Annotated in this window: 20 protein-coding genes and 1 pseudogene; 11 read left to right on the top strand and 10 right to left on the bottom strand. The window is 44.3% G+C overall.

Annotated elements, in window-relative coordinates:
• The 6 genes and pseudogenes from QUB39_RS28535 to QUB39_RS30695 all read right to left on the bottom strand — a co-directional run.
• Nucleotides 1–5,603 (bottom strand): FG-GAP-like repeat-containing protein (locus QUB39_RS28535; protein WP_333212534.1); only part of this gene is annotated, 5,603 nt, incomplete at its 3' end.
• Nucleotides 5,604–6,083: 480 nt separating this feature from the next.
• Complete coding sequence (locus tag QUB39_RS28540) at nucleotides 6,084–6,257, bottom strand: hypothetical protein (protein WP_190274472.1); 174 nt, start codon at nucleotides 6,255–6,257, stop codon at nucleotides 6,084–6,086.
• Nucleotides 6,258–6,908: 651 nt separating this feature from the next.
• Nucleotides 6,909–7,505, bottom strand: coding sequence for a hypothetical protein (locus QUB39_RS28545; RefSeq protein ID WP_333058181.1), 597 nt, complete (start codon nucleotides 7,503–7,505; stop codon nucleotides 6,909–6,911).
• 131 nt (nucleotides 7,506–7,636) lie between these two features.
• On the bottom strand, nucleotides 7,637–8,092 hold the full coding sequence (locus QUB39_RS28550) for a transposase (RefSeq protein WP_333058184.1): 456 nt from the start codon (nucleotides 8,090–8,092) through the stop codon (nucleotides 7,637–7,639).
• Between the two features lie 9 nt (nucleotides 8,093–8,101).
• Nucleotides 8,102–8,779: a transposase gene (locus tag QUB39_RS28555; protein ID WP_333485212.1), complete on the bottom strand. Its 678-nt coding sequence runs from the start codon at nucleotides 8,777–8,779 to the stop codon at nucleotides 8,102–8,104.
• 336 nt (nucleotides 8,780–9,115) lie between these two features.
• Nucleotides 9,116–10,322 (bottom strand): annotated as a pseudogene (locus QUB39_RS30695) (ISAzo13 family transposase).
• Nucleotides 10,323–10,814: 492 nt separating this feature from the next.
• Between QUB39_RS30695 and QUB39_RS28570 the strand changes: the two are divergent.
• Nucleotides 10,815–11,393, top strand: a complete 579-nt coding sequence (locus tag QUB39_RS28570; RefSeq protein ID WP_333240904.1) for a tetratricopeptide repeat protein — start codon at nucleotides 10,815–10,817, stop codon at nucleotides 11,391–11,393.
• Between the two features lie 1,225 nt (nucleotides 11,394–12,618).
• On the opposite strand, the gene QUB39_RS28575 is transcribed toward QUB39_RS28570, so the two are convergent.
• Nucleotides 12,619–12,774, bottom strand: a complete 156-nt coding sequence (locus QUB39_RS28575) for a hypothetical protein (protein ID WP_333485213.1) — start codon at nucleotides 12,772–12,774, stop codon at nucleotides 12,619–12,621.
• 96 nt (nucleotides 12,775–12,870) lie between these two features.
• On the opposite strand from QUB39_RS28575, the gene QUB39_RS30700 reads away from it, so the two are divergent.
• From QUB39_RS30700 to QUB39_RS28605, 7 genes are all read left to right on the top strand, one after another.
• The gene (locus QUB39_RS30700; protein WP_445243079.1) at nucleotides 12,871–12,981 is read left to right on the top strand and encodes a Tn3 family transposase; all 111 of its coding nucleotides are present in this window, start codon (nucleotides 12,871–12,873) and stop codon (nucleotides 12,979–12,981) included.
• Nucleotides 12,982–13,604: 623 nt separating this feature from the next.
• Nucleotides 13,605–13,745 (top strand): hypothetical protein, encoded by a 141-nt coding sequence (locus tag QUB39_RS28580; RefSeq protein WP_333212530.1) that lies wholly within the window; start codon nucleotides 13,605–13,607, stop codon nucleotides 13,743–13,745.
• A 199-nt stretch (nucleotides 13,746–13,944) separates the two neighbouring features.
• Complete coding sequence (locus QUB39_RS28585) at nucleotides 13,945–14,346, top strand: plasmid mobilization protein (protein ID WP_333485214.1); 402 nt, start codon at nucleotides 13,945–13,947, stop codon at nucleotides 14,344–14,346.
• A 65-nt stretch (nucleotides 14,347–14,411) separates the two neighbouring features.
• Entirely contained in the window at nucleotides 14,412–15,995 is a 1,584-nt protein-coding gene (locus QUB39_RS28590) for a relaxase/mobilization nuclease domain-containing protein (RefSeq protein WP_333485215.1), read from the top strand.
• Between the two features lie 343 nt (nucleotides 15,996–16,338).
• Nucleotides 16,339–16,731: a hypothetical protein gene (locus tag QUB39_RS28595; RefSeq protein WP_333212525.1), complete on the top strand. Its 393-nt coding sequence runs from the start codon at nucleotides 16,339–16,341 to the stop codon at nucleotides 16,729–16,731.
• Between the two features lie 316 nt (nucleotides 16,732–17,047).
• Nucleotides 17,048–17,464: an element excision factor XisH family protein gene (locus QUB39_RS28600; RefSeq protein ID WP_333212523.1), complete on the top strand. Its 417-nt coding sequence runs from the start codon at nucleotides 17,048–17,050 to the stop codon at nucleotides 17,462–17,464.
• Nucleotides 17,452–17,784, top strand: a complete 333-nt coding sequence (locus QUB39_RS28605; protein WP_333108716.1) for a XisI protein — start codon at nucleotides 17,452–17,454, stop codon at nucleotides 17,782–17,784. Before QUB39_RS28600 ends, QUB39_RS28605 begins: the two co-directional genes overlap by 13 nt.
• 150 nt (nucleotides 17,785–17,934) lie before the next feature.
• Here the strand turns inward: QUB39_RS28605 and QUB39_RS28610 are convergent, their stop codons facing one another.
• Together QUB39_RS28610 and QUB39_RS28615 are read right to left on the bottom strand one after the other, a co-directional pair.
• The gene (locus QUB39_RS28610) at nucleotides 17,935–18,981 is read right to left on the bottom strand and encodes a Fic family protein (RefSeq protein WP_333212520.1); all 1,047 of its coding nucleotides are present in this window, start codon (nucleotides 18,979–18,981) and stop codon (nucleotides 17,935–17,937) included.
• A 303-nt stretch (nucleotides 18,982–19,284) separates the two neighbouring features.
• Complete coding sequence (locus QUB39_RS28615) at nucleotides 19,285–20,361, bottom strand: hypothetical protein (RefSeq protein ID WP_333212518.1); 1,077 nt, start codon at nucleotides 20,359–20,361, stop codon at nucleotides 19,285–19,287.
• Between the two features lie 65 nt (nucleotides 20,362–20,426).
• On the opposite strand from QUB39_RS28615, the gene QUB39_RS28620 reads away from it, so the two are divergent.
• Both QUB39_RS28620 and QUB39_RS28625 read left to right on the top strand, forming a co-directional pair.
• Nucleotides 20,427–20,600, top strand: a complete 174-nt coding sequence (locus QUB39_RS28620; protein WP_333212516.1) for a hypothetical protein — start codon at nucleotides 20,427–20,429, stop codon at nucleotides 20,598–20,600.
• A 2-nt stretch (nucleotides 20,601–20,602) separates the two neighbouring features.
• Nucleotides 20,603–21,226: a siphovirus Gp157 family protein gene (locus tag QUB39_RS28625; protein WP_333212515.1), complete on the top strand. Its 624-nt coding sequence runs from the start codon at nucleotides 20,603–20,605 to the stop codon at nucleotides 21,224–21,226.
• A 147-nt stretch (nucleotides 21,227–21,373) separates the two neighbouring features.
• Here QUB39_RS28625 and QUB39_RS28630 read toward each other — a convergent pair whose 3' ends face one another.
• Complete coding sequence (locus QUB39_RS28630; RefSeq protein WP_333078121.1) at nucleotides 21,374–21,598, bottom strand: hypothetical protein; 225 nt, start codon at nucleotides 21,596–21,598, stop codon at nucleotides 21,374–21,376.
• Nucleotides 21,599–21,787: 189 nt separating this feature from the next.
• Here QUB39_RS28630 and QUB39_RS28635 point away from each other — a divergent pair, with 189 nt between their 5' ends.
• Nucleotides 21,788–23,809, top strand: a complete 2,022-nt coding sequence (locus QUB39_RS28635; RefSeq protein ID WP_333212513.1) for a hypothetical protein — start codon at nucleotides 21,788–21,790, stop codon at nucleotides 23,807–23,809.
• Nucleotides 23,810–23,819 lie beyond the last annotated feature (10 nt).

A 23,819-nucleotide genomic window follows, 5' to 3' on the forward strand; every position in this document is an offset into this window, starting at 1 on the left:
GGATTAGTGCCGCTAGAAGGGCTGGCAGCAATGATGTCTAGATTTCCATCTTTATTTAGATCGTTCAAAGTTACAAATTCAGGCGACGAATTCAGTGCGATATTCGTGCTGGCAGCAAAAGTACCGTTGCCATTTCCCAATAGCAGTGACAAACTGTTGGTGCTGGAATTATTAGCAGTAACGACATCATTTTGGCCATCTTTATTTACGTCTCCCACAGCTACGGATAAAGCACCAGAAGCTACCGGATAATTATTAGCTTGAGGGGTAAAATTGCCCGAACCGTCGCCCAACAATACTGACACCCTACCTGCATTAGGAGTAGTACCACCAAAAGAACTGACAGTAATGATATCTAAATTGAGATCGCCATTCAAATCCCCTAAAGCTATGGAGTTTGGGCTGTCGCTTACAGTGTAATCTCTGACGCCAAAAGTGCCATCGCCGTTACCCAACAACACTGATACACTGTTGCCATAACCAGCAGTAACAATATCAACAGTGCTGTTATCGTTGACATCTCCTACTGCAATAGCCCTAGCATTCGCGTTTATATAATTTCTCGGCCCAAACAACTGATCTTCGTTGTTATTTGGGGGTGTTTGAGGCGTACCGGAAAGGGAATCAGAAATGCTTTTCACATTTCCTTTAGCATCGTACTCGTAAGAGGTAGTATTGCCCCGCGCGTCTGTTTTTTTCGTCACCAATAAATTCTGATTTCGCTCAAAGGTAGGTTTATTTCCCCCTCCATCTATGGCTGAAACAACTTGACCTGTTTGGTCGAGAATCTGAGTAACTACCCCACCGCTACCATCAGCATAACTTGCCTCTATTACTGTACTTAAAGGTTGAGCTACAGGCGCATTCAAAGGATTAGTTGTATCCTCCTTCCGATAAAGTCCTTGTACCTGTACTGGTGCCACCTGCAACTGCGAACCGTCTTTACGAATTCCTCCCGTTGCTCTACCTGCAAAGTCGTATAATGTTTGTTCGGAAAATCCCCGTTTGTCTACTTCTTTTGTGATGTGACGTTCGCTGTCGTAGCTAAACGTCCGCGCTTTGGTATCGGGGTCAACAATATGCAGCAAGTTGCCGGCAGCGTCGTATTCTAACTTTGTCAACCGTCCAGCCGGGTCTTCTATTTGACTTACTTTACCGTTTGCATAGGTCAACTTGGTAATCAACCCAGCTACGTCGATGATTTGGGACAACTCACCGGATGAATTGTAAGTATATTTGGTTTCGTCACCGTTGGCTTCTTTAACCGAAACCAGACGCTTGTCGGTATTGAAACTGTAAACAGTTTTGTCAGTTAAGGTGCGGGTAAACGTGCCGTCTGCCAGTTTCTCTAATTTAGAGAAATCCCCTGGAGGAGATACGTAGCCTCCGCCTGCTGCTGTGGATTTGTCAAATACCAAATCGCTGCCGTCACCGTCAATTAGCAAGACTGAAGCATCGGAATTTTCTACCAATTCCTGCCATCCAGCTATTCCCCAACCGCTGCCAAAAGGGCTGTTAATTGTGTTGACTGAAACTAACTTATCCTTCGTATCGGTTGAAGAACCGGCAAAAATAGTACCCGTAAATCGGCGGATGCCGCTGTTAATAGTATAGTCGTACTGACCCGAAGGCAAGGCACTCATATCGACTTGCAGGGCCGCGTCAATAAAACCTCCGCCATCCGGCATTGACCAGAAGTGTTCGCCTCCTGTCAAACTGTATTGGTTGCCAGAATATCCGGGTATTTGATACTGAAATTTTCCTGCATCTACGGTTAGTTTAGCTACTAATTTTTGGGCTGTATCGGCGGGGGCGTTATTGTAGCCGAAGTGGACGATGGGTCTGGGGTCTGCTCTGAGAGAATCGTAGGTTAGAGTTAAGCTGCGAGTTTCTCCCATTGACTGATAGGGTACGAGGTCGTGTGTTTCGATTACTGCCCCGGAGTGCATTTCTACTTCAGAGGTTAAGCCGCCTTTTGCTTTGCATTCGTTGCACTTGTCTTTGGGGTTGCGGGGGTCTTGACCCGGATTTTTGGGCGAAGGTGCGGGCGGGGCGAAGAAGTGCCAACTGCTGTTGCGGATGCCACCTGAAACAGTTTCTATGGCACTCCCGTCAGCGGTAACTTTACCCGTACCTACATTGTCGAAGAAGCCTGTGGTGGGGTTAATCGACCACAAATCCATCGTCGTACCCGCTGCGTATCCCGCGCGGTTGGGCAAGGAGAGGGGGGCTGGAGTGGTAAACACCATATCCCCCGGCTGAATGGTGACTACCAAGTCGGTATGCAGGTTGGGCGGCAGGGCGGCGGGGGTTAATTCTGTGGGGACTTCGGTGATGCTGAGGTTTTCGGTGTAGGGGTTGCCTTCAGCGTCTTTGAGGGAACCGGCTTTGACAAATACCGATGCTTTGGGAATGGCTGCGGTGGTGACGGTGGTGTCGGCGGCTGGGTTGATGTTTTTGCCGTTGGCGGTGTCGATTGGCGGCAGGTAAATCGGACGAGAGATGACGTTGTTAACGTTGGAGTAAACTTCGTGTTCCAGTAACAGCGGCAGTTTTTCGGCAATGTAGGGGTAGTTGTCTTCGCCTGTAATGCCGTCGCCGTAAATTTGCAGGGTATTTGGCGGCACTATCTCCGGAAGCCCCACCTCTGCCAAACCGGGAAATTCCAGCCGCAGAATTTCAAAGGAACCGTCGGCTGCTGTTATTGCCCGCAAGTCGCCGAGTCCCACCAACACACCTTCTAAGGGTTGCTGGTTGGTGTTTTGAATTACTCCTGAAATGCGAGTGAGGCCGGCAGTCGAAGGGGTAACGTTAACTGTAACAGGTCGAGAAGTTTCTAAAACTCCGTCGCTAGCGACTACCGTAAAGTTGTAGGTTCCGATTTCTTCGGGAGTGGGAGAAATTTCTAAAGTGCCGTTGCCGGTGATTTTCCCCGTGGGTAAGGAAGCGGACGATTTGATGGCAAAGCTAATAGGGTCGCCGTCGGGGTCGGTTGCGGTGAGGGGCAGTTTGAAAGTTTCTCCGACTTTGACATCGATAGTTTGAACTGCTGGCAAGCTGGGGGCTTGATTTGTCCCGCCGGCAAGGGCGGTTGCGGTGAGGGAAAATTTCTGAGAGTTGGGATTGTTAATGGTGATTTCTACCGAGTCCGAAATCGCCCCGGCATCCAATCCCCCGGCGGGAATTGTGCCGCGCAAATTGATGTAGGGTTTGCCGCTGCTGTCCGTACCGCTAGGATTTTGCAGCGTTACTCCGGCTGGCAAATTCGGGAAAACCACCGCAACGTTGCGGCTCACTGGGTTGTTGCCGGTATTTTCTACCCGTACCGCTGCTTTATAGCTGCCCGTTGCAGGGTCGAACTGTACCTGAGTGAAGTTTACTTTTAAATCGGAAGCAGCAGTCAGGTTGGCGGTATCGAGACTGCCGCCAGCAGCAACTTTGTTCTGCGCTGCAACAAAAACCGGGCTGGCAGTACCTTCTTCATCGACGGTATTGGTAATGTTCTTGACTTCTACGGTACTGCCAGTATCGGTGTCGCTGTCAATTAACTTAAACAGCAGATTGCCGCTGCTGCTGTTCGTCACGTTTGTCAAATCGATTTCTACGATGTCGCCAGTGTACCGCACCCGTCCGGGTACGAATTCGGCTTTGCCGCCAGCTAGGGAAAATAGTGGCGTTCCGGGGCTGCCTCCGTCGAGTAGGGTTTGGCTGGGATTGTTGGAAGAAACTAGGAACACCTGGAACAAGTCTTCAATTGCCGATGTGGTATCTGTTTTGTCGAAGTCGGCTTTGAGTTGGAACTGCAGCGTGCGGCTGCCTCTAGCTTGCCCCAACTCTACTGGCAGTAGGGCTTGAACGAGTTTGCTGTTGCGTTCTGCCAGGAGTACGGTGTCTGTCGATGCTGCAGCCCAACCCGTACTGCCGTTGGGGGTAACGGTGAAGTTGCTGGCGACAGAGAAGTTAGCAGTCTGGGATGTTTGGTTGCCAGCGGTATCTGTTGCCGTGATGGCAACGGTGTGGCTGCCGGTGGCTAGCGGCGAGTTGGGAGGCTGCGAGTCGAACTTGCCACCGGTTTCTAAAGTCAAAGTATTGGGGCTGCCGTCATCGACGGAGTATTGTAGGTTGGATAGATTTGTTGCGGCGTCGGTTGCCGTACCGATGACTCGAACTGTGTTGCTGTGGTTGCCTCCGGGAATTGGTGTCTGCAGGACAGTTTGGGGGGTGGCGGTGTCGAGGGTGAAGTTGAGGCTGAAAGTGTTTGATGTGTTGCCGCGGGAGTCGGTGGCTGTGAGGCGGAGGGTGTGGATGCCATCTCTGAGGGGGTTGCGGCGGATGGTTTCGAGTTGGGTGCGGTCCAGAGTGAAGCTGCCGCTGCTGTTGAGGAGGGGGGTGATGTCGGCGAATTCGGCAATGGGAGTGTCGTCGAAACCGGCGCGGAAGCTGGCGATGCTGCTGCTGTCAGTGACACTACCGCCGATGGTGGGATTGGAGGTAATGCGATCGCTGTTGGATGTTCCGGTATCGTTGGTTAGGGTGGCGGCGATCGCGGGCGGCGTTGTATCGTTGGGAACTAAGCTGTTAGCGTAGCTGATAATTTGCTGTCCCAGAGAGGTGGGGCGCCATTCTCTGGCTGGGTTGATGACACTGCCGAGTGGGGTGGCGCTGCCGGTGGCCCCGATAAAGCTGACGATGATATCATTGTAGTCGCCGTCTGTTTGGGCCACCGGCTCGTCTTCAATGGCAAAAGTATTGCCCGAACCTGTAATGTCGGCGAGTGCTAGCTGGTAGCCGCTGTTGGTGGAATTAGTTGGGGAGACGGAGAATAAAGGGCGGCGATCGGGGAATAAATTCCACAGCAATTGGGTGGCGTAAGATATTTGTATTGTGCCATTGGGAATCACCATGACGGCGAAGGTGTCACCTGGGGTCATCGTGAAGTTTTTGAGGCCGGTGTATGGCCCCGAACCCCAATTAAATTCTCCTGGCATTGAACCGCTGAATTTGGCCCCTTCGGTTGAGTCGTGGATTACAACGCGACCTAACGTGGAATTGGTGAGAACTCTGCGGAATGCCTCTAGGATGAACGGTTGTGAACCGGGGATTAAGGTTTCCATCCCCGTGAGGCTGAAAATAGCCAGTTCCCCTTGGTAGTATCCTCCATCGAACAGGTAGTCTGCACTGACTTGTCCGCTAGCACCGACTTGGAAAACTCCGGCTGGCAAGCTGCTATTTTTTGCCTGCCGTTCGGGGGTGGATGTGCCGAGGAGTTGGTTCCAAACGTTGCGGCTAGCTTGTGTTTCTACTTTTTCGCCAGTTAAGATGTCGCTGCTTGCGGAGGCTGAGGGCAGGGCATTTGGGGCTGACCCCAAGAGTTGCGGTTGTGTTAAAAATTGTTCAAAACTATTGCCATCTTCAACTTTTTGTGGTGTTAAAATTTTGACATTGGATGCTTGTAAAACTGGAACGGGAATGCTGTTGGAACTGTCGGCAATACTGCCTGAATTTAGTAACTTTCCTGATGTGAATGGAGTAGTTTCCGTTAATTCTGAATTAATTTCAAATGGCTTTTGCAGAGGCAACAAAACGTCTTGAAAATTCTTCATATTTCCTCGCACCCTTTTAGCAGTTAACTCAAATCGCCATCGAAATTTAACTGAGAAGTAAAAATTCACTGCAGACAGGCGCAGATCGACTCAGCTCCGTTTGGAGCGAAACTGACGCTAGCAATTATGCGCTACATCTTGTAAATGTATTCTATTTTTTCTCTGTTGCAAATCATATACTGCTCTGGGTTTTATTGGTTCTCAAAAAGAGTTAAGATTTATCAACATAGATTGCGAAATGTAAGCTCGCGAAATGTAATATTAATTTTTAGCACTTAAAAATTACAGAGGCGTTGAAAATTGTTGTAGAACCTGTGAGAAAATTGTACAAAAAGTAAAATTTGATAGTACAAAGCGCGAACCGTGTCTTACCAACTGCTTCACTCATGACTAATGGCTCTTACTCTTCACCAATTTTGAATTGCAGGCGATCGGTAAACAGTAATTAGTAAATAACGATTTGCTAACGAATACTACGAATCACGTGTCGGCGGATGCTGCAGGCAATATTGCTAACGGTATTTCTTTGCTTCCTGCTATTTCTAATAACGGCAAGCGAGTGGCGATACTCTCATCGGTAGGGCTGGTCAGGATACTTTTATGTTGAGTGCGGGGTTGGAGGCTGATACGATTGTTGATTTTATTCTGGGTCAAGATTCGATTCAATTAGCTAGGGGTTTGAATTTTGGGAAACTTTCGATAGTGGCGGGAAATAATGGTACATTAATTAGATGGGCGAGCAACAATCAATTATTGGCGGTGCTGAGTGAAATTTCTACAAATGCGCTCGGACTTCAAGATTTTAATTCAGTTGAGTTATGAGATGTAAAAATTTTTTTTTGAGGTGATAAGCGTTTGGACAATTCAGAATAAAAACGTGAGTTCAACGCCTCGCGCTCGCGACGGTCAACAGAGACTCCTTCTTACTCGCTCGCGCGGTCGCGATTGTGAGCGATAATTCAAGGAGACAGGCTTTGTTGCCAGATCAACTGTCGTGCTCCGCGATCGTGAGTCCCGAGTGGCAAACTCCCCGTATTGAGGGATAATTCAAAGCAGACCGACCGCAGACTGCATCGATTTTTGAGAGCGCATAACAATCGAATTTAACTAAATCTTATAGCAGTATTGTTTGGGATTTTTAATACTCTAATAAAGTCTTTTGTGCGTGACGAATAATTTCCAATATATAAGGTTTATCCCTCGATTAAATGCTAATCGGAATAGAGAATTAAGGATAGAGTTATTTTACCTGCTGGCAGTCTATTTGCAGGCATCGGGGAGTTCCCCGATGCAGGTCTGTATCTGTTAAACCACAGTCTTAAACAGATTTTGCGCGACGAAATTGCCCACTGCAAAACCAGTGGGCAGCGCATCACCAACCGTAGCCTCGCGCACGTGCACGCCGCCGTAAACCCGGCTGATGGCATCCTCATAAGCAGCATCGTAAAAACTGTTGTAAGTGCGCGTTACACCGGGCATTTCTTGGGAAACTGCCGTAAAAGAGTAGTTTTCACCAAAGTTGTTGTTCTGGTTAATTTCGGCAATCAAGTTGCAAGCCCCCGGAGCTCCAACCGAGGTCATGTTGCCATAGTTCAACCTAACGGTTGTGAATTGTCCCGGAAGCAGGTTGACTTGTTGGATAGTGGAGGTTAGCAAGCAATCGTTGACTAATTTGCCGTCTGGGGCGCGATCGATGGTCTCGTCTGTGGAAGTGTAGAGTTTGACTGTGACGGGGCCTGTAACTGGTGCGGAACCTTGATTTGTCAGCTTCACGTTGACTTTAGCTCGATCGCCCATTTCAATAGTTTTGGGCAAATCTATCTTGCTGAATTTAGCCACTAAATCCCCCTGAGAGGGAAGTAAATTTTGAGCAGTTACTATATCTACAACTTTTTGATGCATTGATGTGACCTTCTTGAAAATTTCAAGCTTTTTGTTATTTCAAAGCTATCCGACTATTCACCCCTTTTATGTAGCATTAATTTCAACGGGCAAATAATAAGTTTCTTAGGAATCAATACTCCGGACAGTTTTTAAGCAGCCAAAGTACCATAAGACAAGACTGAAGGAAGATTAGGATGGTTTAAGATCAAATCCGGGTCTAAATCTAACTTGTCAATAAAGGTACAAAGTAGATGCTTATTGAATTCCAGACGTTTATAAGAAGCCATAGAAAACACAAACGACTTGGCAGATGAAGGACAACTATAAAGTTGATGTTTAGCTAAGTTTAAGGCAATTAGACTGGCATTAAAATGAAAATCAAGCCGTGGTAAATGACGAGCTTGACAATCAGACAATCCTGTAAATTGCTTGGCATCACGAAAAATAAATTCAATCTGGAAGCGAGCCTGATAATATTCAAGAATTTGCTCAGGTGGTAGGTGAATATCAGTGCTAAACAATAAAGCATTTTTGATTTTGCCGTTGGCTTGAACCTCAGAGATACAAACCAAAGAAATTGGGCAATTTAAACAACAACGACCCACCTTCAATGTCTATAATGAAACTCCCGGTTTTAGGTCTTTAACAAAATTAAGACGACTCAACTCATGGCAGTCAACCTTGCCATCATATTTACGTGGAGCTCCCAGTTTCTTTTGTTCACCTGTATAGAGATAGCGTAAGTTAGCATCACTTCTTAACTTGCCAATAAAGTCTAAATTTAAGTCCCGCCCAGTCTCCCAGAATTTAGAGCGATAGTAATAGCCATCAGCTACCAAATAACGTACAGAAGTTGGGAAGTAAAAACGAGTATTCTTGAGATGTTTTGCATAGTCATCAACTCTTGTGATATCAGGCTTTGAACTTTGAGAGTCAGGTTTTTTGCGAGTTTTTCTTGACCGGCAATTCTTCGGTTTGTGGGGCAGCTTTTTCGCAGGCTTTATTTGAGGGTGTGATGGAGTTTGTTGGACACTTAAACTATAAGATAAACGAGTCTCAATTTCGACAATAGAAATAACAGAAATTTCCAATCCCTCTTCCGATTTTCCCGCTACACCATTATAAAAATAAGCTTTACCGTCAGTTTTCTGGCCACTTTTTCTTAAGAAAGAACAATCAATAACAGCAATGATTGTGTGTTCAGGATTTAAGGCTTTTTCGAGGAAATATTGATTGAATTGTGGAAAGTTAAAGCTTTTGAGAAAGTGACGACGGTAGGTTTTTTCGCTCACAGAACTATAACGACTGAGATTGGTGAAGTTGACCTTGCCATAAACAAGCAAAATAGTTGAGAAATAAATTGAGGAGAAACTTCTTTTGGGGTTGACTAATCCGTGGCATTTGTTGTAAGATGGATTCAATAATCTTCATAAGGCAATCTGTTAAGCTTGTGTGTTTTTATAGCTTAACCTAAAAGAGCGCCTTTTTTTCTGTTCATTTTGGGTTCAGATTGCACTCACTTTTTTCGCTTCTGTGATTTATTGCGTAAGCGTTGCTTGCCGTAGGCGTCGCATCCCTCTTTAAAAACTGTCCGGAGTATTGTTAGGAATGAAAAATAACTTAATGAATTACTCAGGTTGAGGTACGGCTCGATAATTCCATTTGGGCAAATATTCGTCAAAAACAATTTGCATAGTATTTTTGAAATTATCAGCTACCTTCCGACCAGTTTGATAAACTTTATTAAGGATATTTACAGCTACAGATAGTCCCGTTTTAGTTTGAGTTTTTTCGACGAGAGCTTTGACTAATTCTAAGCTTGTAAAAATTACTCCTTGACAAGCCCTGGTAATATGAGGAAAAAGTCGATGTTCTATGGGATTATATTTAGATGTATAAGGAGGGTAATGAGCAATTCTGATCTCTATTCCTATTTCATTAACTAATTTCTGCAAATCTTCTTTGAAAATATAATGATTAGCATTATTACTACCTCCCCCATCACATTTTGCCAAGATAGAATTAGCGTTAGGGTACGTAGCTTTACCATAATTATTCCACCAATTTTTTAAAGACTCACAGGCGAATTCACTGGTATCTTTACTATTTCCTAATGTTATATGTCCTCGGTTTTGTTGACAATCATAAATCCCATGTGGGATCACTTTACCGTGACCTAAACTCCAAAAATCATGATCGAAAGTAGTGACAGGTTCCTTTGTATAGAGAGTTCCCGGACGATACAAATTTCCCAAAACTTCTTTCTTTTTGGTATCAAAACTAATAATAGGATTGCTGGATTCTCTATACTCTGCATGAAGTCGAGCAATGTTTTTAAATTGAGCATCCCGATTCTTATTAACTCCTATTGTTTTTTTTTTGAGCTTTTCGTTTCACATACCCATGCTTTTTTAATAGTTGGGCAACTAAGGGGAGCCTAATGGTAAAACCTGCCGCTCGTAGTCCAGAAGCTATTTCTTTATGCGTCAAATTAGTCCATTTGATTAACTCATTCATTGGGTCTCCGGCTGTGTGATTTTTTAAAACTTCTAAAAATGCTGCCTCAATGCCGATTTGAGTAGACAGAATACTTTTTCTTCCCCCTCCTTTCTTTCTGATCCTGGAACTCTTTAGTGTATCTGAGTCCATTTTTTCTAAATCTTCTATTCCCTTGACGATGGTGTTTCGACTGCATCCCAAAAGTTGCATTACATAGCTAATTCCACCCCATCCTAATTTTTGAGATTCTCTAGCTGCATACCTTCTTTTATCTTTTTCTGATAAGAATTTATAAAATTTTTTCATTTCTGACTCAATTGAATTAGAATAAGACATGGATTTAAAAGTAAATTAGAATGGTTAAGTAGAAAAATTCGTTGTGAGTTGCTCTCTGTAGGAGTGAAAATGTAATCTCACACTTTTTTCATTATAACCGATAAGTCATCAACTTATTTATTTTTCATTCCTTATCTATCTTTAGACTAGAACATATCCTCGGTATGGATACAACAGTGTTGTATCCCGTGTTCTAGGTAATGGAAAATTTGTAGGTGTTAGCGAGATTAATCAAACAGGACTTACGCAACTGACACATGATGAGTACGAGATCCCTTACCCATCACCGTAACCCGTCCTCTTAACTTACAAGTTGACAACCGGATCAAAACGTGAAAGGATTTTCGATTTTCCGAAAGTGCGATCGTAGACAACTTGATACCCCTCTTCTGTCGCTAAGTGTAGGAGACCGCAATCATAATCACTCCAGACCGCAATCAATGGTTTTTGGCTGGTATGTCGATCGCACTTTCACTTCACCTAAGTCAGACAGTGGCAGCAGCCGTGCCTGTTGGTAAAGTCCTACAAACAGCACAAACTAACAGTAGCGACGCTGCTGAAACAGCTTTAAAAGAAGGAGCACAACTCTACCAGCAAGGAACGGCCCAAGCAAAAAGAGGTGCGATCGTCAAGTGGGAAGAAGCATTAAAGTTGTATCGGCAACAAGCCGACAATAGAGGGCAAGCACTTAGCCTCCTTGGTCTTGCCAGAGTCTACTCAAAATTAGGAGAAAAACAGAAAGCGCTAGAGTATTACAGCCAGTCCCTTCTCCTGAGTCGGGCAGTAGGTGATCGCAGCGGAGAAGCTGCCACCCTTTTCGGCATGGCTTCTGTCAAAGGCGACCAAAACAATCTTCCCGAAGCCCTCAACGACATTGAATCCTCTCTCAAAATCATCGAAAACCTCCGCACCAAAATAGCCAGCCCAGAACTCCGCAGCTCATACTTTGCCACAGTGCAGGAATACTACGAAGTTTACATCGACCTGTTAATGCAACTGCACCAAGCTAATCCTAAATCCGGTTATGATATCAAAGCATCAGAAGCCAGGAAACGTGCTAGCAACCCCTAAAAAGTAACGCATCGCAGTAGAAAAATGGCAACTTAGGCAATTATAAAATCGTTCACTTCGCTACCCTCGGCATTGCCAACAAAAAAATCCCGAACTGTCAGGAATTGTGATTTCCTTGACCTAATTGCAACAATCGCAGACGCGATCGCCCTTAAGACACCGTATTAGGGTCTGCTCTTAACCTGCCTTCATACGAACAGTTTAGCCGATTGCAAAGCCCGAGTCCGACAACAGCAATTTATGCAACTGTCAAGGCTGGTATAACGGCTGCTGTGTTGCCCATTTTCTCACACTTGCTCTACTTGATTTTTAATTCAATTTAGATCGCCACTTGACTATTAAATCAATTATTTTTTTGTTAAAAACGCTAAGAAATAGCTAATTGTTGTGGAGCGTTAAAGTCTGGAAAGTGCCGTATAAAGTCAGGTATTTGCTGTACAAAAACAGGTATAAATTAGGCTTTTGCAGGGACTGCATTCTCTCTGATTGAATCGGAAAATGTCCAGCAAATGCCTGAATTTCTCTGTCAAATTGCTGCTTTTTTGTGCTGTTAATGCCTTACCCTGTTGGGACTGGTTATGACTGTTCTTGATTAGTAGCAAGCAATGGTTTTGTGATCGCAAACGGCGACTTTATATTTCAGATATAAAAACAATCCGCGCCATGAATACAGATTACTGCCTGTACTAATAAGGTGGAGAACTATAACGACCATTGATAACTGAAAGTTGATCGGCTGCTGTAAACCAAGCGCGCAGTTCCCTCACGGCTGCTGTAAACCAAGCCACTGTTCCCTCACGACTCCTGTAAACCGAGTGCGTAGGAGGGAACTGCGCTTCGAGCACAAGATTGAATAAAAGCCGAGGGAGCGAATAATTCGCAATCCTTCATCCGACCTTCGTAATTATTCGGTTATTCGGCCTCTCACTAATGAGGTAGAATAATTTGCTAGCGAATAAAAGAAACAGATTTTCTTTATTTCAAACATGGGACGATCGAGGAAATGTTAATTACGAAGGTCGAGCGCTCGAAAGGCGGAGTATGCGTTGACTTTTACAGTTGCCAACACAATAGCCATCGACTGTAAATAGCGATCGATCGCAACGCAGGCATTTGCAGTATAAAGTCAGGCGGAAAGCAGTATAAAATCAGTCAGATTACAGGCATTTGCAGGGACTGTACTCTACCTGTATTTACCCGAAAATATCCAGCAAACGCCTGCATTTTACTGTTCCTTTACTGCTTTTTTGTGCTGTTCGTGTCTTTGCTGGTTGAGGCTGGTTTTGGCTGTTCTCTCTCGGTAGCAAGCAATGGTTTTGCGATCGCAAACCGGGCTTTTACGTGCTGACAAAAAATATCCCCCCCCATCAATATTGAGCATATTGCTTACCCGCAGTTCAAACCTTATTGATATGGAATAAGGAACGACTCGCGAGTGGCTACTGAAGCCCAAATGCCTCAATAAGAGCGGTAAGGTATGGGACAGGCACGGCGAACTATTTTTTTGTTGGAATATATCAGCGATCGCTCTTTACGCCTAGAGATTGCTGCCTGTATTAATCAGGTGGAGAATTATAACCGCTATTAATAGGTAGAAGTCGAGCGACTGTAAACCGACCGACTGCTGTAAACCGAGTCAGGGGGTAAATTTTTATCCGACTGTCAAGCTTTATGAGACAGCAACAGTTTAGCCGATTGCAAAGCGCGCCCGACAACAGCAATTTATGCAACTGTCAAGGCTGACATAACGGCGGCTACGCTGCCAATTTTTTCGCACTTCTGAAATTTGATTTTTAATTCAACTTCCCAAGCCACAACTTGACTATTAAATCAATTCGGTTTTTGTTAAAAACGCTAAAAAATAGCTAATGTTGTGGAGCGTTAAAATCAGGGATTTGTAGTATAAAGTCAGACGGAAAGCAGTATAAAATCAGTGAGATTACAGGCATTTGCAGGGGCTGCACTTTACCTGCAAATGCCTGTAAATATCCTGCAACTGCCTGCAATTTTATGCCAAATTACTGCTTTTTTGTGCTGTTCGTGTCTTGACCTGTTGAGGCTGATTATAGCTGTTCTTTCTCGGTAGCAAGCAATGTTTTTGCGATCGCAAACCCTGACTAATTTGTGCTGGCAAAAAATAATGCTCCCTTATGAATGGGGCATCCTAGGTGTCAAGGCGCTTGATTTTTACCCGCTCTTCGACTGTGCCGATTGCTCACATTGCTCCTGCTGTTGTGGCGGCTTTTGTGGCAGCACAGGCATCAATTGCCACAACTTTCCCATCGCACTTGGGTAGCGATCGATCGCATTGTTCGCTCTCTTGCTAACCAGCCCTCGCCGTCAGAGGTTTAATCGTCCTTCCACTGCGATCGCCTCACTCGCTATAATTTATACAAACAAATTAAGTTAGAGTTGGGTAGGGGTCAGTCTCACTTTGATAAACCCTCTAATAGCCCTCTCCAATTAGAGGGGATAAAATCACCTGATTAGGGGTTTTTAATTACAGCGGCTAACTTGTATCTTGGCAAGAGGTTTTTACTGATTAAAAGCTATGAAAACTTTACCGTCCGTCAAACCTAGAGAGCTGCTATCCAACCATATTCACATTCGCCTAACTGACTCTGACTACAATCAAATTAAAGCAAGAGCCTCGCTAGTCAATTTGAGCATGAGCGACTTCATGCGCCGTGCAGCTTTGAGGAGAACCATGCCGCGCCCTCTAGCTGCATTTGACTTAAAAGCCTATCAAGTGTTATGCAAGATTGATGCCCAACTTAGAATTGCAGGAAACAACCTCAATCAGATGGCTAAAGCTTGCAATAGTGCTGTGGCATTGGGAGAACCCGTTGTTGTCAATACAGGACTCTTAGAAAGCGTACAGCAACTCATTCGAGAAAACGGGGGTGCAATTAAAACTATAGTTGCAAACCTCGCCCAATCTACAGTACGCTAATTATTAACAAGCCTGGGCTTTACCGCCTGAGCAATCGATTCTGTGCAACTGACGGCTTTTCGGTTATGATTGGCAAACAAATCAAAGGTACAGGCTTTCGGGGCTGTCTAAACTACGTGCTGGGCAAAAAAGACGCTGCTCTAATTGGCGGTACTATGTGCGGACAAACTCCTGAAGAACTCGCTGCTGAATTTGGCATCGCCCGACAACTAAGACCTAACCTGAAAGTAGCAGTTTTTCACGCCACTTTATCTGTCGATAGCACCGAAAAACTAGAAGATTCTGAAGAAAATGACCAGCGCTGGCTGGCGATTGCAGCCAACTACATGAAAGCGATGGAATTTGACAACAACCAGTATACAGTTGTCAAGCACAGCGATACAGAACACGACCACATTCACATCGTCGCCAGTCGCGTTTGCCTAGATGGAGGTGTTGTTGACGATAGCTGGGACTATTACAAAAGCCAAGAAACTATTCGCCAGCTTGAACGGAACTACAACCTGGAAACTATTACACCCAGTTGGGAAACAGACAAACGGGCTCAGACTACAGGAGAACGCAGGCAATTAAAAAGCAAGGGAAACAAGAGCGTCAGGGTACAATTGCAAGACCTAATTGATGAAGTTACCCAAGACAACCCAAGTATGCCAGAATTCGTTGAGCGGTTGCAGCAACAAGGCGTAGAGGTGCAAGTCGGATTGACTCGAACTGGCTTCAGTAAAGGCATTTCTTACAATTTAGATGGAGTCGCTTTAAGTGGCACTCAATTGGGTAAAGCCTACACTTTTTGTGGATTGCAGAAGCATCGAGGCGTTAGCTATGACCCACAACGAGATAACGCCCTAATTGAGGCTTTAATGCAGCCACAACACTTAGCTATTGCCCCTGGCAAGGCAGAGGAAAATGAGCTAGAGTCGTCACAATCCGAGCTAGTAGCAACCCTATCTGCAACAGCAAATGAGTTAGAGTTGTCACAATCTGAGCTAGAAACAACTACACCTGCAATTCCTGCAACAGCAAATGAGTTAGAGTTGCAATTATCAATCCTGCCTGAAAGGAATGAAACTCAGTGGCAAAAAGTGCGATCGCATCTAGCAGTCGAGTACAGTTTACCTTTAGAGTTACTCGATTTATTGCACTCTCATTCTTGGCTGTATGCCGGCTCAGAAAAGGCCGTCTTTACAGGACGGACGCTTGACGGAGAGGCCCGGTTCGCTTTTATTCTCGATGAAAGAGGCAACTTTACTACAACGCATCCCCTGTCATCTGAAGCTGCTTTCTGGGTAGCGACTACTGGAGAAATTGAGCGAGCTGTGATTGCCTGTAACCCAATCGAAGCCCTTTCAATTTTGCTTATTGAACAGGATAACTCTACAACAGCACCAGCGACACTTTACCTAGGAATTGAACGAGCTTCACAACTGCCTATACAATTCTTACAAGAACTCGATAGCGTTATTATAGCGATTGCCGAAAATTCTCAGATCGCTCGAAATGCAAGCGAGCTGCTACCGGATGCAGAACTTGTCAATCCACAGTCAAGTTGGAATGATATCTGGATACAATTAATTGAGCAAGAACAGCAAAATCACAAACAAAATAACCAACAGTATAAACGGCACACCCAAAACCTCGAACTGGATTAGTTATTGCCACTTAAAAAATTGATTTTTATTAAATAAAAGCGCTAGCTAACAAATTTCCTGGTTGCGACATAAATTACTGGGTAGTTCTGGCATCTCAGGGTTTTGATAACGGTGGGTAAACCGTTTTATCCCCCCAATTATTCTTACCAGGCAGGAATACCAATTACTGATATTGCTGCCACTAATTTTGACAGCTTTTTTAACGTATTTATCAACTATTTTGGCGTAACTCTTAAGTAAATTGAGGCCGTGCTTGCTCAAATAATTTGTGAGTCAACATGGGTAAAAATAAATTATTTATACATTTTATCGTACTCACTAACATTTACGAAAAAACAAATTTATGAGCGCTGTCGCGCCCAAAAATAAAGCATCGGGAAAAAAAATGGAACTATCGCAAACCTACACCTATTACTTCAATAATTTAACCTGCGTCCACCAAACAGAAAACGAACTGTACATCATAGGCAGGGAAACAACACTTGTACTGAATTTTCAACAAACAAGCTATCAAACGCTCGACAAAATAATCCACGCTCTGCGACTTGTGAGAGACAAAAAAGTCCAAGACAGAAAGTCAATTATTGAACAAGAACTGCTGGCATTAAACTTCCAATTCCCTCTCGAAAGCAGCAACCGTAGCAACAACGACAGCAGCAATGGTAGCAGCAACGACAGCAGCAATGGTAGCAGCAACGGCAGCCACAAAAACTGCGAGCTAAAAATCGACTGGTAATTAAATTATGCCGGAGAGATAAGTTTGTTTCTCCGGCAGCCAATAGCAAACATTTTTCACCACATCCAAAAAAGGCTTCCTCTCATAGCAGCATAGGTGTATCTCCTGCACTTTGAGCAAGCCGATATGTCGAGTCGTCGGGCGCAACACTATGTCGGCTGCACAATCATATTTGGACGAAAGGCTTCTTCTGATCTAAAAAAGGTCGAGGGGCAAAGTTTTGTGGCGCTGCCCGAGAACATCACTTTCAAATGAATAGCGTATATACTTGAAATAAAACTATCGAAGATATTAAACACAACGAGTCAGTACAGCTATGTCTGCTAAAGATGTCTTTCACGAAGTCGTTAAAATCGCTCTCCAGAAAGATGGATGGCAGATTACTCACGATCCATACACTTTACAAGCAGGAACTCTAGAACTTTACATCGACTTGGGTGCCGAAAAGGTGGTGGCGGCCGAAAAAGACGGACAGAAAATTGCCGTTGAAATCAAAAGCTTTATTGGCCCCTCCAAAATCTCCCAGTTTTACACAGCATTAGGACAATTCATTAGTTATCGAGCAGCTTTGCAACAACAAGAAACTGACCGCACTTTATACCTAGCTGTACCCAGCAATGTCTACGATAGTTTTTTCACAATGGGGTTTATTCAGTCTTTAGTTCAACAAAATCAAATTCATTTAATTGTTTACGATATAGAGCAGGAGGCGATCGCACAATGGCAAATGTAGACCTTTACAGACAACACATCCAAAATCTGCTCTCCCAACACGCCAGTCTGGTGTGGGATGAGCGAATTCAGGCTCAAACTATCTTTGATACCGAGCGCGACCATTATCAATTAGTATATGTGGGCTGGCGCAATCAGCGGCGAATTTATGGCCCAGTTTTGCACCTGGATATTATGGACAATAAAATTTGGATTCAGCAGGATGGAACCGAGGTAGGTATTGCCAATGAACTTGTAGAATTAGGAGTTCCTAAGCAAGACATTATACTTGGCTTTGACCCCCCTAATATGCGACAATTAAGTGAATTTGCTATCGGATAAATTACGCTTAAGTGTTAAAAATATTAGCTTTTTTAAATGCTACTTTTTTTAACACTTAACCGCTTTCATCAGGCTGCATAATTTTTGCAACTGGGTGTTAGGTTTTGTACTTCAACTCAACACCCAGTTGCTTGTGCCTAATTCCTGTATCTATTGCTTTCGCCAATGCGCCTCAACTCCTCGTCCCCGACATTCCAAACGCCTCGCATCCCTTTCCCGGCGCAATAAACGCCGAATCAAATCAATTCCCACTGTCGGACACCTTTCCTGCAACTCTCTAATTGAAAATTCTTGAGGCAAATTGTTAATCGCATCCAATACGATCGCCGTTTTAGTTCCTTTTGCAGAAGTAACATACCCTACCCGCTGCTCAAACTCCCGATAAGCTGATAGCAGCATGACTCCCAAGAAATACTCCCACCAAGGTAATAAGTTATGCTGCCCTTCATGCCATCCTTGGGAAGATTGGTAAAGCGTATCGTAGTAACTCTCCTTAGTTCTCTCCACAATCCGTTCTAAACTAATAAATCGCCCCACCTCATAACCAGCTTTGTATAGCAGCAACAAAGTCAGCAACCTTGCCATCCGCCCGTTTCCATCTAAAAATGGATGAATGCACAAGAAATCTAAAATATAAGTTGGAATCAGCAATAAAGGTTCTATCTCGCCCGATTCCCAGAGGCGATTAAACCGTTCTTGCAGGCGTTCCATTGCCGCAGGAGTAGCATAAGCAGGAGTAGGTTGAAACCTCACCACTTTAGTCCCATCAGGATAAGTGGCGCTAATTTCATTATCCACTGTTTTCCAGCGCCCGCCTGTATTAACAGCAAATTGGTAAAGGTCGCGGTGCAGTTGTAAAATGACACCTGTACTAAAAGGAATGTGGGTATAACTGGTGTGAATTGTAGTTAGCACGTCCCGATAACCCGCAATTTCTTGTTCTGAACGATCGCGCGGCGTTGTTTTTTCTGTTACTAATTTTTTAATCCGTTCTAGCGGCACTGTAATGCCTTCAATGCGGTTAGAAGATTCGGTGCTCTGAATAACCGCAGCTTGGCGCAAAGTGCTTAAAACTTGCGGGGCTTGTTGCTTGAATAACTCCTGCTTGCCCTTGTACTCTCCAACCAAGCGAATCGTTTGCAGAAGTCTTTGATTGAGCAGTTGACTTTCAATGAACCCCGATTCAAATGACAGCATATCTATTTTATCTCCCTTTCTATGAATGCGTTAACATCTAAAATTGTCTTGTAAAAACCAGAAAAATCTGTTATTTTATCCTGAGTTTAGGTAGACAATTCAAAAATACAGTTATTACCCTAATGATTAAGCAGAGAAGAAAATTAGGATTGGGTCTAAGCTGGTACGCGAATTTACTTAAAACATCTTATATTTATCCTGTTTGACTGGAAATTTAAGTTTTAATTTGAGTAATTATAACAATTTATCGCGGTTAATGACTCAAATATTGCCTGCGTTTAATCAAAACTTTCTGCTTAACGGTTACGGTTGTGATGAAAGCCGATCGCAAGCAGAACCGACGCCAAATCCAGGTAAATAAGTAAGGCGATAGTTGCTTTTAGCCATAGCCCTTGCCTCTCTTGTTGTCCAAGGTTTGACGCTTAGCAAATCGGGTTCAGTTTCCAGTTGCTTTAAATAAGAGCGATCGCCCGTTACAAAGGCGATCGCAATCGCCAAGAACTTGCAACAGCTCAAAGGAGCCTGAACCACCTGCTTTTCAGTAAACCTAACCACAATCCAATTCCACTCTAAGAATAATTGATTGCGGCGCATATCCCTGTCAGCATCGCAGCAGTGAGTGGGCTTCTTAGATTTGCCAGCATAAGGTTCATCAATCTCGACATCAATTCCGAGTCCAGATGGAGTGTGAATTACAATAAAATCTGCTGAATAGCTCCTCTGAGATGACGGAATTTTAAACTCTGCTGCTTGGACAACTTCCTCGAAATATTGCTGTAAGTATTGCAAAAAGCGTTGTTCACTCACTCCTTGCCGAGCTTCAGATGTGCCATTAGGACTAACGCGAAGTGCCATCAAATCCTTGAGCAATCGATGTCTGGAATATAACTCAAGTTTTGCGCTTTTTAAACCTGTCTGCAACCCTTCTTTTTCCACCTTAAAACTAGAAAACTCTTGCTGTTTATTCGATGATAAATCTTGATGGTATAATATATTTTGTTGATGGTACTCCAGAACTTGCTGCTTATACCTGGATAGCAGTTTTTGACGGCAACCAAACACATAACGATAAGCAGCCGCCATTAAACATGAATAAGCGGCTACTACCAACAGCACTTCCCACCACAGCCAACCCCAGGAGATAGCTAACAGCCCAAGTGCGATCGCACCATAGAGCCAAAACACCCAAATTAACCACAGCAACTTGACAGGTAACACCACAGGTGCTTGAGGCGGAGTCAGCAAAACAACAGGTTGTCCGAATTGTTGAGTTTGTTGAAGTTGGGATGAGGTGGCACAACTAGAAGTTGCCTCTGGCAAAGGATATTGATCGCAGAACTGCATTACCACTTTTGGGTAAAAAACTATAGGATAGTTCATAACTTTAAATACTCCTTTTTTTAAGAGCGCGGTCGCGCTATTTTTAAGAAAGTTTTTTGAATTGTATGCAAAAAATCACCCAGTCAAGCTCACAAAATTTAACTCATTCTCAACCAGGTAGCCAGATTCAAAAGGACAAACAAATCTCTCTTAAATCCGACCCGGAAACAATGGCTGCGCTTACTCAAATCGAAGAACGCCGGGATTATTATCACACCTGCATCAACGGAGGATACTAAGCATGAATTTAGCCACAACGACGCTTGCTCAAAGTTCAATAACTGCGGCTCAAGTTTGGCATCAACTAGAATCAGCAGAAAGCTCAGAAGAAATCGACCAACTGCTGCAATCCCTTTGGCAAACCCAAGAAACCCAGGAACTCGCTGTTGATGCCCATGCCGACTTAGCCGACCAAATTGATGCCGAAATTGCAGGAATTACAGCGCGAATGCAGTATTTGATAGAACTGCATTCAAAAGCTCTCAACAAACTCCAGGGGTGGAGAGAGCGGTTAGACAAAACCGTTCTCTACTTCAACGAGTGCGGCGTGTTAACTTCCGAAATTATTGGCAAACACCGCCGCATTACTGTTAAGGAAAATCCGCCTACCTGTGAAGTTTTGATTGACCCATCTCAACTGCCAGAACCCTATCGCCGAGTCGAAACAAAAACCGTAATTTCTGCCGACAAAAAGGCGATTTCAGACGCTTGGAAACAAGGAATGCCTGTAGATGGCACTAGGGTTTTCCGCAAGCGCAAAGTGGTTTACAGCTTGCTTCCCGGTAACAATTTACACTCTCTTCAAGCCAACCAGACGCTTGAGAGTCGTTCTTCGGATAAAACGCAGTCCAAAAAACGGCGTTAGCCATCTTTTTAGGTGTCAGGAATACCTTGGTCTGACACCTGAATTGTTAAAGCTCTCCGAATTAGACACCTCCGAATTAAAAATTTCCGAATTAGAGTAGAAAACGCTTGTTTTGTAAGAGCGCAACTTAATTGGGGTCGGGATATCTTACAAATCAATCCAGTATTGAGGGTTCTCCACTTGTTCTTCGGTGACGTTGAACAACTTTGACACTCTATCTTTAATAACCCCGTCAGCATCAAAACTCAAACCTCCAAACTGCTGACTGTTTTCACCTTCTCTGATAGCAACGCGAGCAAGTGCATCGCTATCGCTATCAGAGAAATAATCCCGTTGGCTTTCCATAGCCGTAGTTGTGCGAACTACTTTCACTTTTTTTCTCCACATTGGGATTGTCATTCTGATTGTAACACGCTACTTCTTTCTTCTAAACCCCTCCAATTGGAGGGGGTGAATATCACTCAGTAGCAGGAATTTGTGAAGGAACAACCTTGTCAAAATCTGGACTATTGCTGTGCGTAAGTCCTAAAAATGTAAAAACTAGGATTCAGGAGCTAATCAATGAGCAGAAGAAAACTTACCCCAGAACATCGCTCCACAGAATGGATAGCTGGGGAAGGACTAAAAATCCCAGTCTTTGATATGTCCTTGACTGACGGTAGAGCAAAGGGGCGGTACCAAGCTGAATCAGAAGTGCTGCGTAACTCCCTGCTTGAACTGCTTTTTGAACCTGAAGAATTAGCATCCCTAAGCATCGTTAAACCAGACCAAAATGATAGCAGCTTCGACCCTCTGAAAAACATCGATTTCGGAGATGGTATTACCAGAAGAGTGGCTTTCAGCTCCGGCAAAAATGTGTACTTTGCAGACATCGAACTCTCAACCAAACTGTTGAGCGTATTCAAAACTCAACCCGACCACGCCTGTCGCTATGGCTCACTGCTAGTTAGCAGTTGCAACCAAGGAGCCAAATTGTTAGATAGCTCCCTTGACGGCGAAACCTTGCGAGTCAAAATTGTTGATTCTCAAAGCGATGATGAGAGTGAAAAAGCGAAAGCTCATAAGTGGCAAACCGGAGACTGTCACGGTAAAATTTCACCGGCACTAGCCCAACAATTAGGAGGGAATTACAACCGACCTTTTCAATTCAGATTTGCCTGGATGCAGGAATGGGGACAAGAAGACTGCCACACTCCAGAAATTAGCTTTCTTGCCAAAGGAACGCTGTTGCCTGATGCTAGTTTAACCTCCGACTTGGGTTATGATATCATCATGGATCGCTCCTCTATCAAAGGAGTTGCTAAAGAGCAATTAGCTGAACTTATCCCCTGTGGTGACTACGAATTTCCCAAAGCTATACTAGGAAATCGAGGCAACGCCAAAGTAACTGAATACGAAAATTCCTGGCAATTTTCGATTTGGTATTCCGAAGCAGCTATTGGGGCTGACATCGCGACACCGACCAAAATTGAAGCCCAAAAGCTCGCTGACTTGCAAAATAACCGGCTGCAACTTGCCAAATACTTAGTGGAGCAGCACGACAAAAAAGCTGCTTTTCAATCTAGCCTTCACGAAGACAGCAGCGGATTAGAAGACGAAACAGATGAAAAAGCCCAGCGCCACGAATCCCGGCTAATTTCAATTTTGAGGAACGACAAACTCGGTCAGCTCCTCGACTTTCCCAAAGTCGTCGATTTCATGCAAGAACAACTGGCTAAAAAGTGGAAAGACTTAGCAATTAAAGGAGCAATTCATCACGGTTCAGCAATGGCTCAACCTTGTGAAAACCTCCAACCCGGTACAATTGTTGCCCCCCACTTGCGACACGGCACACAAGTTATCGTTACCCGATACCCAATTGTCAGTAAAGATAACATCCGTCGCTACACAGTAGACAACAAAAGCCATCCTGAATTAACGCAGTACAAAGGATGCGTTTTCATTCGCTCCGACCAAGCCATGCAGCATCATCAATGCGATTTTGACGGCGATCAATTAGTGATTACGCCTGCTTCCCGAATGCCGAATATCGCCTCTGAAACCAGGCACGCTAATCAAGAGAATGAGTACGATGCAGTTGAGAAGCGAGAGAAAGTTGACTACAATAAAGCTACCGATAGTAATGGCGATCACAAGTATACCAAATTGCGGCAAATTGCCGTAGCGATCGCCCAAAATAAAATCGGCTGGGTGGCTACCTTAATCGGGAGAGTGCAATCGTCAGCAGCAGAACCGGGACAGCCAGAAAGTTTATTCAATCAACAGAAGCGGCAGCTTCTTGGAAAGCTATTTGATGCCCTGCAAATTGAAGTGGACAGTCCCAAAAGTGCTACTCGCACCGAAGACCACCACCCCACCTTGTTATCCAAAGCTAAGCAGTGGTCAGAACAGCACCCAAGCTACCTATTTGATTACAAAGACGACCCCAGGCTTTACAAAACGGTGCCATTACCTATAGGAGACGGCACCGCTATCAATTGCATTGCTAGAGAGGCTGTTAACCCAGAGTGGGAACCGACGGGAGCATGTCACTTTTGCAATAAGTATTTATACTTGTGCAGTTTTTGGCGGTCTACCAATTAAGCCATTTAAG

This window comes from Microcoleus sp. AT8-B5 (genome assembly GCF_036705565.1).
Classification (GTDB): Bacteria; Cyanobacteriota; Cyanobacteriia; order Cyanobacteriales; family Microcoleaceae; genus Microcoleus.

Coding starts and splice junctions, on each gene's coding strand:
- QUB39_RS28625 (WP_333212515.1), top strand. CDS start 20,603: ATGAATTTAGCCACAACGACGCTTGCTCAAAGTTCAATAACTGCGGCT.
- QUB39_RS28575 (WP_333485213.1), bottom strand. CDS start 12,774: ATGCTCAATATTGATGGGGGGGGATATTTTTTGTCAGCACGTAAAAGC.
- QUB39_RS28590 (WP_333485215.1), top strand. CDS start 14,412: ATGATTGGCAAACAAATCAAAGGTACAGGCTTTCGGGGCTGTCTAAAC.
- QUB39_RS28635 (WP_333212513.1), top strand. CDS start 21,788: ATGAGCAGAAGAAAACTTACCCCAGAACATCGCTCCACAGAATGGATA.
- QUB39_RS28600 (WP_333212523.1), top strand. CDS start 17,048: ATGTCTGCTAAAGATGTCTTTCACGAAGTCGTTAAAATCGCTCTCCAG.
- QUB39_RS30700 (WP_445243079.1), top strand. CDS start 12,871: ATGGGACAGGCACGGCGAACTATTTTTTTGTTGGAATATATCAGCGAT.
- QUB39_RS28605 (WP_333108716.1), top strand. CDS start 17,452: ATGGCAAATGTAGACCTTTACAGACAACACATCCAAAATCTGCTCTCC.
- QUB39_RS28585 (WP_333485214.1), top strand. CDS start 13,945: ATGAAAACTTTACCGTCCGTCAAACCTAGAGAGCTGCTATCCAACCAT.
- QUB39_RS28610 (WP_333212520.1), bottom strand. CDS start 18,981: ATGCTGTCATTTGAATCGGGGTTCATTGAAAGTCAACTGCTCAATCAA.
- QUB39_RS28545 (WP_333058181.1), bottom strand. CDS start 7,505: ATGCATCAAAAAGTTGTAGATATAGTAACTGCTCAAAATTTACTTCCC.
- QUB39_RS28615 (WP_333212518.1), bottom strand. CDS start 20,361: ATGAACTATCCTATAGTTTTTTACCCAAAAGTGGTAATGCAGTTCTGC.
- QUB39_RS28595 (WP_333212525.1), top strand. CDS start 16,339: ATGAGCGCTGTCGCGCCCAAAAATAAAGCATCGGGAAAAAAAATGGAA.
- QUB39_RS28620 (WP_333212516.1), top strand. CDS start 20,427: ATGCAAAAAATCACCCAGTCAAGCTCACAAAATTTAACTCATTCTCAA.